Below are 14,084 nucleotides of genomic sequence, written 5' to 3'. Positions count from 1 at the left end.
CCCGGTCAACAAAAACAGCCAGCAGTTTAAACGGCTACTGTTTTACATCAAGAATAATTCTTATTTTTATTCGCTGTTGCCTGCCTGGCGGAACGTCAGGTTGTAACGACACTCGCCGGTCACCGGGTGATAACCCGCTTTCAGCGGCGCTATGCCATGATAAAAGAGCCGCGATTCGCCGCCCCACACCACAATATCGCCATGTTCCAGCATCAATCGTTGCAGCGGATCGTTACGTTTCAATCCACCAAACTGGAAAATAGCCGGTAAGCCCAGCGAGACAGAGACGATCGGCGCGCGCAAATCAGGTTCGTCCTTATCCTGATGCAGCGATAACTTCGCACCAGGCGCGTAACGGTTGATCAGGCAGGCATCCGGGCGAAACTCAGGGTAACCCGCCGCGAGGCTGGCTTTATGACATAGCGCCGTGAACGCAGCCGGCATTTCCGGCCACGGCTGCGCCGTTTGCGGATCGACAGGTGCGTAGAGATAACCGTGCTGATTAGTCGTCCAGCCAAGCCTGCCGCAATTGGTCATCGCCACGGACATGGTATACCCGCCCGGCGTGACCATATGGCGCAGCGGCGACTGGCCAACCACCTGCGCGATGCCGCGCATTAGCGCTTCCACATGCGGTAGTGCAAAACGGCGCAGCACCACCGCGCCAGGTGCCAGCGGCTCCTGCCAGGGTTCTTCATCGGCAAACAGATCGAGCATTAATTCTCCTCTTTTTTCGCTTCCCGTTGCAGCAGTTGCGCTTTGCGCGCGATTCCCCAGCGATAACCGGAGAGCGCGCCATCACCGCGCACTACGCGATGACAAGGGATAACAATCGCCAGCTTATTCGCTGCGCAGGCGCTGGCTACTGCCCTCACCGCACCGGGTTTGCCTAGCTGCTGCGCAAGACGCTGATAGCTGATCGTTGCGCCAGCGGGGAGCTCGCGCAACGCCTGCCATACCTGGAGCTGGAAAGCCGTGCCGCGCAAATCCAGCGGTAATGTAAATGGCGCATCCGCACGATCAAGACGACGGATCACCTGTGCGACACGTTCAAGCATCGCCTCATCGCCCTGCACATTTCGGGCATGAGGAAAAATCGTATGCAGTTCTGCCAACAACTGTTCATCGCTGTCGGCCAGTAAAATGGCGCAGATGCCGCGTTCACTCTCAGCCACCAGACAGCGACCCAGTGAACAATCACTGAGGGCATAACGAATATCGGCATCGTCACCGCCGCGGCGAAACTGACGCGCCGTCATTCCCAGCGCGGCATCCGCCTGGCGATAGTAGCTGCTACTGTCGGGGAACCCCGCCGCCAGCACGGCATCGGTCACTGTGTCGCTCTCTGCCAGCATGTTGCGCAGACGACGGGCGCGGAACGCTTGTTGCCAGGCTTTCGGTGTCATCCCGGTCACGGATTTAAACAGACGATGAAAATGGTACGGACTGATACCCACCGCAGTTGCCAGTTGTTCGAGGGTGACAGGCGTATCCTGTTCCAGCAATCGACAAGCAATGGCCACTTTATCCAGCCGCTGCTGTTGCGGATGCGCTTTATCGGGCTGGCAACGTTTGCATGGGCGAAAACCCGCAGCAACAGCGCTATCGGCATCCGGGAAGAAACGCACATTCTGACGCAGGGCGTGGCGCGCGCGACAGGACGGGCGGCAGAAGATGCCGGTGGTCAGTACCGCAAAAACAAACTGACCATCCGCTTGCGGGTTGCGCGCCAGCACCGCTTGCCAGCGCTGTTCATCAAGTAAAGTCGTCTCGTTCATGTCAGGCTCCTTATTTAAGCTTAGCCCCACTGTGCACGCTCGCGCAGAGCCCGACACCCGCAATCTTGCGTTTTAATTTTTTTCGCTGACCAGGAACGAGGAAAATTGTGGCGACATCCAGGTGGTAAAACCGTCACCCTCCTTCATGATCATAAATACCGCCAATCCTTCGTGCGTCACCACTTTTTTGGCCTTATCGGTTCCCAGCACCATTAAACCGGTGTCCCAGGCATCTGCTTCCAGCGCCGTTGGGGCAATCACCGTGACCGAAACCAGGCGGTGATCGATGGGGCGCCCGGTGCGCGGATCGATAATGTGCGAAATACGTTTGCCATCCAGCTCATAATAGTTGCGATAACTTCCGGAGGTACTGATGCCATGACCGTTAATATCGACCACCGCTTGTGCGACATTTTCACGATCGGTCGGTTTCTGGATCGCCACCCGCCACGGCTGGCCCTGCGCATTCATGCCCCGGCTGGCAAGCGCGCCGCCGACGGAAACCAGATAGCGGGCAATCCCTTCCTGCTCCATAAGCCGCGCCAGATGATCCGCCGCATAGCCTTCACCGACTGTCGATAAATCGACAAACAGATCCGGCAGATCTTTTTGCAGGAATTGTTCCCCGGAGCGGTTAATCACCGTCAGATGCTGCAAGCCGGTACGGGCTTTTGCCGCATCAATTTGCGCCTGCGTTGGGCTGACGACCGGTTGTTTATCCGGGCCAAATCCCCACAGATTCACCAGCGGCCCAACGGTAATGTCCATTGCGCCGTCCGTTTTTTCCCCGACCCGCAAAGCGATGGTCACAATATCCGCCATTGCAGCGCTAACCGGCCAGGGCGCGGTACTGGCAGCGTGATTAAAGCGCATTAGCGCAGAATCGCTCTTCCAGGTGGACATTAAACGATCGTCAGCATCCAGCTGAGCCTGAATTTTTTGCTGTAACGTCTGCGCGCGCTGCGCATCCAAATCCACCAGACTAACGCGCCAGAAAGTGCCCATGGTTTTGCCTTCCAGCACGGTTGGCTGTGCCTGTTCGCTGCGATCGCAACCCGCCAATAGCAGCAGCGCGGCGGCCACCACGCTGCGAAAAAGAGTCATTGTCATTGCTTGTTATCTCCTTGATGGCGGCAAGCGTACATCAAAAACCGGACAATAAAAAAGGCGCCTTGCGGCGCCTTAGCAATCGTTGTTGCGAACTTAGAACTGGTAAACCAGGCCTAGTGCAACGATGTTGTCGGTAGAGATACCGGCAGCTCGGGTAAAGTCGTTGTCGTCCAGCAGGTTGATTTTGTAATCAACATAGGTGGACATGTTTTTGTTGAAGTAATAGGTCGCGCCAACATCGATGTATTTCAGGATATCCTGATCGCCGTAGTTAACGGTACCGGTGTTGTTGGTGATGTCCTTGCCTTTAGATTGCAGGTAAGCGATAGACGGACGCAGACCGAAGTCGAACTGGTACTGTGCAACCACTTCGAAGTTCTGCGCTTTGTTAGCAAAACCGTAAGCGTCAGACGGGGAAGAACCGTTAGAAGTACCGAAACGGGTCGCGTTATAGGTTTGAGTATACTGTGCCGCCAGGTAAATATTATTGGCATCGTATTTCAGGCCGCCGCTATATGCTTCAGCGCGATCGCCTTCACCGAACAAAGCATCATTGGTAGTCACGTTCTGATCAGCAGTACGACGAGAAGAAGACATTGCACCGCCGACGCTGAAGCCTGCGCCCAGATCGTAGGTCAGAGACGCACCATAGCCATCGCCGTTCTGTTTCAGCGTGCTGCGACCATCAGCGTTTTCACCACTGACGCTACCGTTTTTACCCTGATACTGCAGGGCAAAGTTCAGGCCATTAACCAGACCAAAGAAGTCGGTGTTACGGTAGGTGGCAAGGCCGTTAGCACGTTGTTGCATGAAGTTATCAGAACCGTAAGTGTCGCCGCCGAATTCCGGCAGAACGTCGGTCCAGGACGTTACGTCGTAAATTACGCCGTAGTTACGACCGTAGTCGAAAGAGCCCGCATCAGCCACGCGGATACCGGCGAATGCCACACGGGTCCAGGCCTGATTACCTGACGTTTCAGTGTCGTTAGCCTGAACGTTATATTCCCACTGACCATAGCCAGTAACCTGATCGTTTACCTGAGTTTCGCCTTTGAAGCCGAAACGCACGTAAGTCTGATCGCCATCAGCGCCTTTATCGTCAGAGAAATAGTGCAGACCGTCTACTTTGCCGTACAGATCTAATTTGTTGCCATCTTTGTTGTAAACTTCAGCCGCATTCGCTGCGCCTGCTACCAGCAGAGCTGGTACCAGGAGGGACAGTACTTTAACTTTCATTTTATTAACCCTCTGTTATATGCATTTTTATTTGCCACTGCTTGCTGACTAACCCTCTAATCAGCTGGCAAATTCATTGTGCTTAAAATAGGAAAATAATCCATCGAGAATATGATACGAAAATTTTGAAGATGTTTCATATTTAATGATAGATGTTTCATTTTGTAAATTCGAGGGAACTTTTTATAGCACGAATAGCTAATATATATCGCACGAATAATCAAATAAAATTAAAAAATCATTAAAAAACAACATGATAAATAAAAACAAATGACAGCACTGAATGCAAAAACGAAATCCCTAATCGTCACTAAAATACAACACGCTATCATCATTAACTTTATTTATTACCGTCATTCGAATCTGAATGTCTGTTTACCCCTCTTATGACCGAATGCCCTGCATTCGGTTTTTTTTTACTTTTCTTTACTTAACTTGAATAATAATCTACACATAATAACTATTTGTAACGACTATTAATTAATCAACAAACGTGCCAGACTTATCTTATTGACTTAGCACCTTAATTAATGTCTTGTTATTTATTGTGTTCTTTTTATTCAAGGGCGAGAAATATTTGTACAATCTCCATATTTTGTACATTTTTTGCCGCTTCGTTTAAAGGAAGGACAAAAACCCGCATCATGTGAGTAATGGCTGAAAAGAGAGTCTGGAAATTCACTCATTAACCGATATACTGCCTGCTGTACACTGCTCTGCAACACATCTATTTGTAGTCCGCGCACCACTGGCGGTAGTTACGGCATGGCAGCAACATTGTTTCAGCGGATGCTGAGCGTTACCTGCAGTGTTGTCATCACGGGTTACACACAAGAATGAGTCAATCTGACACAATGATCCCTGGCAAATTTTCCCTGATACCGGGCAACATTACCCGTTTCTTCCTCTTATTGATTATTGTCCTGCTGGTAACGATGGGGGTGATGATCCAGAGCGCGGTCAACGCCTGGCTGAAAGATAAGAGCTATCAAATTGTCGATGTTACGCACGCCATCCATAAGCGTATCGACACCTGGCGGTATGCCACCTGGCAGATCTACGACAATATTGCTGCGGCTCCGGCAACCACGCCAAGCGAAGGTTTACAGGAAACGCGCCTGAAACAGGATGTCTATTACCTCGAAAAACCGCGTCGCAAAACAGAAGCGCTGATTTTCGGTTCGCACGACAGTTCCACGCTGGAGATGACGCAGCGCATCTCAACGTATCTTGATACATTGTGGGGCGCAGAAACCGTTCCATGGTCGATGTACTATCTGAATGGCCAGGATAACAGCATGATCCTGGTTTCGACGTTGCCTCTAAAAGATCTAACCTCAGGTTTTAAAGATTCCACCATTAGCAATATCGTCGATTCCCGACGCGCAGAAATGTTGCAGCAGGCTAACGCCCTTGATGAGCGCGAAAGTTTTTCCTCCTTGCGCCGCCTGGCCTGGCAGAATGGCCACTACTTTACGCTGCGTACCACCTTCAACCAGCCGGGTCACCTGGCGACGGTGGTGGCGTTTGACTTGCCGATTAACGATCTGATCCCGCCAGGCATGTCACTGGACAGTTTCCGTCTTGACCCTGATAGCACGCAAAATACCACGCACGGGCAGGATAAAGAGACCACAGATAATGTGACCGTCAACTTTAATAGCTCGCGTATTGAGATCGCTTCTGCGTTGAACGGCACCGGGCTGCGCCTGGTGTGGCAGGTTCCTTTCGGTACGCTGCTGCTCGACACCCTGCAAAACATTCTTTTACCGCTGTTGCTGAATATTGGGCTGCTGGCGCTGGCGCTATTTGGCTACACCACCTTCCGTCAGCAACCGGGCCGTAAGACGGATAGCCTGGCGACGCCAGGAGCAAGCAACGAGCTGCGCGTGCTGCGCGCTTTCAACGAAGAGATTGTCTCGCTACTGCCGCTTGGCTTGCTGGTACACGATCAGGAAGCTAACCGCACCGTGTTGAGCAACAAAATAGCCGATCATCTGCTGCCGCACCTGAATCTGCAAAATATCACCGCCATGGCGGATCAGCACCAGGGCGTCATCCAGGCCACCATAAATAATGAACTGTATGAAATCCGCCAGTTCCGCAGCCAGGTGGCTTCACGCACGCAGATCTTTATTATTCGCGACCAGGATCGCGAAGTGCTGGTCAATAAGAAGCTGAAGCAAGCGCAGCGCCTGTATGAGAAGAACCAGCAGGGTCGCGCCGCCTTTATGAATAATCTGGCTGACTCGCTGAAACAACCCGTAAAGGCTCTCGCTGCTGAAGCTGCCGCCCTTGAAAACAAAGAGGGCAATCTCGTCGCCGATCACGCCGACAGGCTGGTACAACTGGTGGATGAAATTCAGCTGGCCAATATGCTGGAAAGCGATAGCTGGAAAGGTTCGCCTTCCGTGTTCTCTATTCAGGATCTGATTGATGAAGTGGTGCCGGAAGTTCTGCCGGTGATCAAGCGTAAAGGCCTGCAATTGTTGATCAATAACCCGCTTCCGGCTAACGAGGAGCGCCACGGCGATCGCGATGCGTTACGTCGAATCTTACTCCTTTTGATCCAGTACGCGGTGACGACCACGCAAATGGGTAAAATCACCCTTGAAGTGAATATGGATGAATCGGCAGAAGATCGTCTGACCTTCCGTATTCTGGATACGGGCACAGGTGTAAGTACCAGTGAAATTGACAATCTGCACTTCCCGTTCCTTAACGATACACAGAGCGATCAGTACGGAAAAGCAAACGCCCTCACCTTCTGGCTGTGCGATCAGTTAGCCAGAAAACTCGGTGGGCATTTGAATATTAAGGCGAGGGAAGATCTGGGCACCCGCTACTCTTTGCATGTTAGAATGGCGGCTCGCTCACCGCAGGTTGAAAGCGAAGAGAAATTGCTTGATGATGTTGTAGCGATGATTGACATCACCTCGAATGAAATCCGCAATATTGTAGTCCGCCAGTTGGAAAATTGGGGTGCAAGCTGTATTTCCCCGGATGAACGTCTTTCAAGTCAAGAATATGATCTATTTTTGACAGATAATCCGTCTAATCTTACAGCCTCTGGCTTGCTTTTAAGCGATGATGAGGTCGGTGTGCGGAAAATTGGCCCTGGCCAATTGCGCGTTAACTTTAATATGAGCAATGCAATGCAGGGAGCAATATTGCAGCTTATAGAAGAGCAACTGGCGCAGGAAGATGTACCGGAATCGCCATTGGGAGGCGATGAAAACGCGGAACTCCATGCCAGCGGCTATTATGCACTGTTTGTTGACACAGTACCCGATGATGTTAAGAGGTTGTATACTGAATCAGCGTTACGCGATTTCGCTGCGCTGGCGCAGACAGCACACCGCCTGAAAGGTGTGTTTGCTATGCTAAATCTGGTACCTGGTAAGCAGTTGTGCGAAACGCTGGAGCAATTAATTCGTGAAAGCGATGCTCCAGGCATAGAAAATTACATCAGCGACATTGACGCTTACGTCAAGAGCTTGCTGTAGCAAGGTAGCCTAATACATGAACAATATGAACGTAATTATTGCCGATGACCATCCGATTGTACTGTTCGGTATTCGCAAGTCACTGGAACAAATCGAATGGGTTAACGTAGTCGGTGAATTTGAAGACTCTACAGCGCTCATTAATAACCTGCCGAAACTCGAGGCAAATGTTCTGATCACCGATCTGTCAATGCCGGGCGATAAATACGGCGATGGTATTACGCTGATCAAATACATTAAACGCCATTTCCCTGCGCTGTCGATTATTGTTCTTACTATGAACAATAACCCGGCAATTCTGAGTGCGGTGCTGGATCTGGATATCGAAGGTATCGTACTGAAACAAGGCGCGCCAACCGACCTGCCAAAGGCTCTGGCCGCGCTGCAGAAAGGTAAGAAATTTACTCCTGAAAGCGTTTCTCGCCTGCTGGAAAAAATCAGCGCTGGCGGCTACGGCGACAAACGCCTGTCACCGAAAGAGAGCGAAGTACTGCGTCTGTTTGCAGAAGGTTTCCTGGTAACGGAAATCGCTAAAAAGCTGAACCGCAGTATCAAGACCATCAGTAGCCAGAAGAAATCTGCGATGATGAAGCTGGGCGTCGATAACGACATCGCCCTGCTGAACTACCTCTCCTCGGTCACACTGACCCAGACAGAAAAAGAGTAATCCCCACAACCCCGGCTTTCGCCGGGGTTCTTTTTTATCCCCTGCGGTTTCTGACCCGCGCCACATAAGCTGCCAGCGTTTGCTTCAGCACATCCAGCGTCACCGGTTTCGACAGGCAGCTATCCATACCGGATTCAAGGCAGCGCTGTTTTTCTTCCGCCAGTGCGTTAGCCGTTACGCCAATCACCGGCAACGTCAGGCCCAGTTGGCGGATCCGCTGCGTCAGACGATAACCGTCCATATTCGGCATATTGACGTCGCTGAGCACGATATCAATGTGGTTCTTGCTTAACACGTTCAATGCATCCACCCCATCGTTGGCTGTTTTGCATTGATAGCCCAGCGATCCCAGCTGATCGGCAAGTAAACGCCGGTTAATCGGATGATCGTCAACCACCAGGATCATCATATCGTCGTTGCGCGATACCTCATTGTCCTCTATGGCCTGCGTCGCGGTCACCTGCGGTTCCACCACCTGTACGCGATAAATGCGTCCCAGCAACGCCAGCAAATCATGCGGCGCGGCGACGCTGTGTAACCATTCGCCCGGCGCACGTTCAACTGGAATACCGATATGGCGACGGCAGAAAACAATCACCGCCCGCGCGCCCGAAGGATGTTCCAGATCATCGTCGGTAATCAACGTATCCTGAAGGCCGAGCTCTCGCCCGTCGTACTGCTTCGTGTGGATGCCATTCCAGCTCAGCAAGTTCTGCAAATAGGCCGACAACGAGGCGTTTCGCACCGCCAGCCAGCAGCAGGTCTCCGCCAGCCCATCGACATCCGCGCGCACCGGCGCGACCGCACTGTAAAGCGGAATTCGAATGGTGAACTGGCTGCCCATACCCGGTTCAGTATCCACCGCGATATCGCCGTCCATCATGCTAATCAGCTTCTCGCAAATCGCCAGCCCCAGGCCTGTGCCCTGGAAATTGCGCTGCACCCCGGTTCCGACCTGGAAGAAAGGATCAAACAACCGCACCACTTCTTTACCGGGGATCCCCACACCGGTATCGCGCACGCGTATGCTGAGATAATCCGCATCACGCTGTACATGCAGCACGATACAACCGATGTCGGTGAACTTAATCGCATTGCTCAGCAGGTTTGAGATCACCTGCTGCAAACGCATCGGATCGCCGTTGAGAACCACTGGCACATCCGGCTCGATAAAGCAGTACAGCCCCAGTTGTTTACGCACCACCAGCGGCAGATAGTTGGCGGTGATATGGCTCATCACCTCGCGCGGGGAAAACTCCCGCGGCTCGATTTTTAACTGTTCAGACTCAATTTTCGAGAAGTCGAGAATATCGCTGATAATTTTCAGCAGCAGGCTGGAAGAGTTATTCATTGCCGTCACCAGGCGGTCGACGCCCTTCGGCAGCTCTTTGGTTTGCAGCAGATCGAGGTTACCGATAATGCCGTATAGCGGCGTACGCAACTCATGGCTGACGGTCGCCAGGAACATGGATTTCGACTGGCTGGCCTGTTCTGCCGCCTGCGCCATTTCCTGCAATGACTCTTCCATTTTGACGCGCGCGGAGACATCCACCAGCACACAAATCGCCACGTTTTCATTGCGATAGCGCGAATGAACAAAGCTGATTTGCAGATTCGTGTTGTTGCTGGTCAACACATCAACAAAATTAACCTGCTGCCCGCAGATGATCTGCGTCAACCGCTGCCGATCTTCATGCGTGAGCATGTTCAGGTAATTATGCGCCAGTTCGTTACTGAGAATATTCGTCCCGTCCTGGGTGCGCAGAATACAGATCCCCACCGGCGCAGAAGCGACGATTTTACGGTTGAACTGTTCATGCTCTTCCAGCCGCTGCGCATCATTTTCCGCCGGAATAAAGATGCGTCGCTCATACATGCGCGCCAGGGTAAACAGCGCCACGCCAACCAGCACGTTCAGGAGCACGGCATTGAGGATCAGCATGCGGATGCGTTCCAGTACCATATCGACAGGAACGGAATAGACCACGCTCAATGAGGATGGCGGTAAGCTCTTTTTCAGGATCAGCTCACGGAAACCGGAGGTATAGCCGAACCACGAACGTTCCTGCATCCAGCGCGGATCGGCAACAATGCCGCTCTCCTGGCCGGTCAGCGAAATCAGCGAGTGTCCGCTTTCATCCAGAATGGTGACGCCCATCGGCAGGCTGCCCGGGGTAAAGAAATTCTCCATGCGGATCGACTGCTCGGTGCCCAGCAACGCCTGGAGACGATTGCCGAGATAAACCGGCGTCAGCGCGTAAAAGTAACCGATTCCCGGGCGCGGCCCCTGGCTCATCCAGTAGAGATTATTGCTACGCTCGTCCTGCGGCGCATTGCGATATTTTACAATCCGCTCATGCAAGCTTTTTAAGGTATCGTCACGCTCGACCGGCAGGTCGCGCAGGCCGAAATCCGCCATACACAGGTTGTCGCTGCCAATCAGAAATACGCGGTTGAGATCGTAAGCGGCTGAAAAATTGTCGCGCCAGTAGCGCATAAACCACGCCAGCGACTCCAGCGAACCGCGCCACGAGCTACTCATCGCAGAGCAGTCAGAATCGGGGAACAGCGGTAAAAACACCGGCACATCGGTTTTATCATCGCGGCTGCGCGAGGTGAGGATGCCGTTTTCCGCCGTCAGACGGTTTTCAGCAATATACTTCAGCTCTTTCATCACATCCGAGGTGCGCTGAATGTAACGCTGCGCCTGGTCGGAACTGAGGTTGAATTCCTGGCGAATTTCTGACTCTTTGTCGTGCAACGCATTGACGATGTAAAACACTGAAAAAAAGGCAATTAACAGCCACAGCAATAGCGCCAGCGCTCTGAATAAATAGCGGGAAACTTTCAGGGTGCTGCGAAAAGAGACGAGGTATTTCAACCTGGGGAAACTCCGCCACAAGGAAGTTAAAAAAGAGTGTCGTTAAGGTAGCGAGAAATCGCGAATGCCGCAATGGCAATGAAAAAGGGCCGGAAAACCGGCCCTCTGTGACGCATTACTCGTCGGCGTCATCCGCCGTATCGTCGTCAGTGTCAACTTCCGGCGCGATATCTTCGTCACCTTCCGCCACGCTGCCGTCGATGGAGTCCAGCTCTTCGTCATCCACCGGTTCGGCGACGCGTTGCAGACCCACAACGTTTTCATCTTCCGCGGTACGGATGAGGATCACGCCCTGGGTATTACGGCCCACCACGCTGATTTCCGACACGCGAGTACGCACCAGCGTACCGGCATCGGTGATCATCATGATCTGATCGCAATCGTCTACCTGCACCGCACCGACCACGGAACCATTACGTTCGGTGACCTTGATGGAGATAACGCCCTGCGTACCACGAGATTTGGTCGGGTACTCGGTTTCAGCAGTACGTTTACCGTAACCGTTCTGCGTGACCGTCAGGATGGCGCCTTCGCCACGCGGAACAATCAGCGATACCACGCTGTCTTTTTCCGCCAACTTGATGCCGCGTACACCGGTCGCCGTACGCCCCATCGCGCGCACCGCACCCTCTTTAAAGCGCACCACTTTACCGGCGGCAGAGAACAGCATCACTTCGTCGTTCCCGGAGGTCAGATCGACGCCAATCAGTTCGTCGCCTTCGTTCAGGTTAACGGCAATGATCCCGGCAGAACGCGGACGGCTGAATTCGGTAAGCGCGGTTTTCTTCACGGTACCGCTGGCGGTCGCCATAAAGACGTTAACGCCCTCTTCGTATTCGCGTACCGGCAGGATCGCCGTGATACGTTCGTCCTGCTCCAGCGGCAACAGGTTGACGATCGGACGACCACGCGCGCCACGGCTCGCTTCCGGTAGCTGGTAAACCTTCATCCAGTAGAGACGGCCACGGCTGGAGAAGCAGAGGATCGTATCGTGGGTGTTGGCCACCAGCAGGCGGTCGATAAAGTCTTCTTCTTTAATACGCGCAGCCGATTTACCTTTACCGCCACGGCGCTGGGCTTCGTAGTCGGTCAGCGGCTGATATTTCACATAGCCCTGATGCGACAGCGTAACCACAACATCTTCCTGATTGATCAGGTCTTCGATATTAATATCGGCGGTGTTGGCGGTAATTTCGGTACGACGCTCGTCACCGAACTGTTCGCGAATCAGTTCAAGCTCTTCACGAATCACTTCCATCAGGCGCTCAGCGCTGCCAAGGATGTGCAGCAGTTCAGCGATCTGCTCCAGCAGCTCTTTGTACTCGTCGAGCAGTTTTTCGTGCTCAAGGCCAGTCAGTTTCTGCAAACGCAGATCCAGAATCGCCTGTGCCTGTTGCTCGGTCAGGTAGTACTTACCGTCGCGGATACCGAACTCCGGCTCCAGCCACTCCGGACGCGCAGCGTCATCGCCCGCACGTTCCAGCATCGAGGAGACATTGCCCAGATCCCACGGCTGCGCGATCAGGCCCGCTTTCGCTTCGGCCGGCGTCGGCGCACGACGGATCAGTTCGATGATCGGATCGATGTTCGCCAGCGCCACGGCCAGCGCTTCAAGGATATGAGCACGGTCACGGGCTTTACGCAGTTCGAAAATGGTACGACGGGTCACCACTTCACGGCGGTGACGCACGAACGCGGCCAGAATCTCTTTCAGCGTCATGATCTTCGGCTGGCCATGGTGCAACGCTACCATGTTGATACCGAAGGAGACCTGCAATTGCGTCTGGGAGTAGAGGTTATTCAGCACCACTTCGCCCACGGCATCGCGTTTCACTTCAATTACGATGCGCATACCGTCTTTATCAGACTCGTCGCGCAGCGCGCTGATGCCTTCAACGCGTTTGTCTTTCACCAGTTCGGCAATCTTCTCGATCAGACGCGCTTTGTTCACCTGATACGGAATTTCATGCACGATAATGGTTTCACGGCCGCTTTTCGCATCGGTTTCTACCTCTGCGCGGGCGCGAATGTAGATCTTGCCACGCCCGGTGCGGTAGGCTTCTTCAATCCCACGGCGACCGTTAATGATGGCGGCAGTCGGAAAATCCGGCCCCGGAATGTGTTCCATCAGCCCTTCAACGCTGATGTCTTCATTGTCGATATAGGCCAGGCAACCGTTGATCACTTCCGTCAGGTTGTGTGGCGGAATGTTGGTTGCCATACCGACCGCGATCCCGGAAGAGCCGTTCACCAGCAGGTTCGGGATCTTGGTGGGCATTACATCTGGGATTCTTTCGGTGCCGTCGTAGTTATCGACGTAGTCAACCGTCTCTTTTTCCAGATCGGCCATCAATTCATGGGCGATCTTCGCCAGGCGAATTTCCGTATAACGCATCGCCGCCGCGGAGTCGCCATCGATGGAGCCGAAGTTGCCCTGCCCATCAACCAGCATGTAACGCAGCGAGAACGGCTGCGCCATACGGACAATGGTGTCATACACCGCGGAATCACCATGGGGATGGTACTTACCGATTACGTCACCAACGACACGGGCAGATTTTTTGTAGGCTTTATTCCAGTCATTGCCCAATACGTTCATGGCGTAAAGTACGCGACGGTGAACCGGTTTCAGGCCATCTCGGACATCCGGCAGCGCACGGCCAACAATGACCGACATCGCATAGTCCAGATAGGAGCTTTTCAGCTCTTCCTCGATGTTAACCGGTGTAATTTCTCTCGCAAGGTCGCTCATCTAACCGCTATCCCTCTACTGTATCCCGGATTCAAAGGTCGCAAATTATAACACAACCGCTGTGATACAGGTAAATCTATAACTCCCGCACAAAGGTTTATTCATCCCGTCGGCCTGATATACTCACACGTCTTATTGAGAGAGGAGTAAATGC

Annotated in this window: 8 protein-coding genes; 2 read left to right on the top strand and 6 right to left on the bottom strand. The window is 53.0% G+C overall.

Going from position 1 to position 14,084, the window contains the following annotated elements; genetic code table 11:
- Positions 1–66 precede the first annotated feature (66 nt).
- The 4 genes from alkB to AWR26_RS08350 form a co-directional block, all read right to left on the bottom strand.
- Positions 67–717, bottom strand: coding sequence for a DNA oxidative demethylase AlkB (alkB, locus tag AWR26_RS08365; protein ID WP_064564921.1), 651 nt, complete (start codon positions 715–717; stop codon positions 67–69).
- A complete protein-coding gene (gene ada / locus AWR26_RS08360) occupies positions 717–1,778 on the bottom strand; it encodes a bifunctional DNA-binding transcriptional regulator/O6-methylguanine-DNA methyltransferase Ada (protein ID WP_064564919.1) in 1,062 nt (353 codons plus the stop codon). The genes alkB and ada overlap by 1 nt, the downstream gene beginning before the upstream one ends.
- A 72-nt stretch (positions 1,779–1,850) precedes the next feature.
- Entirely contained in the window at positions 1,851–2,888 is a 1,038-nt protein-coding gene (gene apbE, locus AWR26_RS08355) for an FAD:protein FMN transferase ApbE (RefSeq protein WP_064564917.1), read from the bottom strand.
- A gap of 93 nt (positions 2,889–2,981) precedes the next feature.
- Positions 2,982–4,124, bottom strand: a complete 1,143-nt coding sequence (locus AWR26_RS08350; RefSeq protein WP_064564915.1) for a porin OmpC — start codon at positions 4,122–4,124, stop codon at positions 2,982–2,984.
- Between the two features lie 836 nt (positions 4,125–4,960).
- Here AWR26_RS08350 and rcsD point away from each other — a divergent pair.
- On the top strand, positions 4,961–7,630 hold the full coding sequence (gene rcsD, locus AWR26_RS08345) for a phosphotransferase RcsD (RefSeq protein WP_082934086.1): 2,670 nt from the start codon (positions 4,961–4,963) through the stop codon (positions 7,628–7,630).
- 16 nt (positions 7,631–7,646) lie between these two features.
- Positions 7,647–8,297 (top strand): response regulator transcription factor RcsB, encoded by a 651-nt coding sequence (gene rcsB, locus AWR26_RS08340; RefSeq protein WP_007371125.1) that lies wholly within the window; start codon positions 7,647–7,649, stop codon positions 8,295–8,297.
- Positions 8,298–8,331: 34 nt separating this feature from the next.
- Here rcsB and rcsC read toward each other — a convergent pair whose 3' ends face one another.
- Positions 8,332–11,178: a two-component system sensor histidine kinase RcsC gene (gene rcsC, locus AWR26_RS08335; RefSeq protein WP_064564912.1), complete on the bottom strand. Its 2,847-nt coding sequence runs from the start codon at positions 11,176–11,178 to the stop codon at positions 8,332–8,334.
- 115 nt (positions 11,179–11,293) lie between these two features.
- Positions 11,294–13,930: a DNA topoisomerase (ATP-hydrolyzing) subunit A gene (gene gyrA, locus AWR26_RS08330; protein WP_043952925.1), complete on the bottom strand. Its 2,637-nt coding sequence runs from the start codon at positions 13,928–13,930 to the stop codon at positions 11,294–11,296.
- Positions 13,931–14,084: the final 154 nt, after the last annotated feature.

Source organism: Kosakonia oryzae (assembly GCF_001658025.2).
Taxonomy (GTDB): Bacteria; Pseudomonadota; Gammaproteobacteria; order Enterobacterales; family Enterobacteriaceae; genus Kosakonia; species Kosakonia oryzae.
The sequence above is the reverse complement of the archived record's forward strand: the minus strand, read 5'-3'. Positions and strand labels throughout refer to the sequence as shown.

Coding starts and splice junctions, on each gene's coding strand:
- AWR26_RS08350 (WP_064564915.1), bottom strand. CDS start 4,124: ATGAAAGTTAAAGTACTGTCCCTCCTGGTACCAGCTCTGCTGGTAGCA.
- gyrA (WP_043952925.1), bottom strand. CDS start 13,930: ATGAGCGACCTTGCGAGAGAAATTACACCGGTTAACATCGAGGAAGAG.
- alkB (WP_064564921.1), bottom strand. CDS start 717: ATGCTCGATCTGTTTGCCGATGAAGAACCCTGGCAGGAGCCGCTGGCA.
- rcsB (WP_007371125.1), top strand. CDS start 7,647: ATGAACAATATGAACGTAATTATTGCCGATGACCATCCGATTGTACTG.
- apbE (WP_064564917.1), bottom strand. CDS start 2,888: ATGACAATGACTCTTTTTCGCAGCGTGGTGGCCGCCGCGCTGCTGCTA.
- ada (WP_064564919.1), bottom strand. CDS start 1,778: ATGAACGAGACGACTTTACTTGATGAACAGCGCTGGCAAGCGGTGCTG.
- rcsD (WP_082934086.1), top strand. CDS start 4,961: ATGAGTCAATCTGACACAATGATCCCTGGCAAATTTTCCCTGATACCG.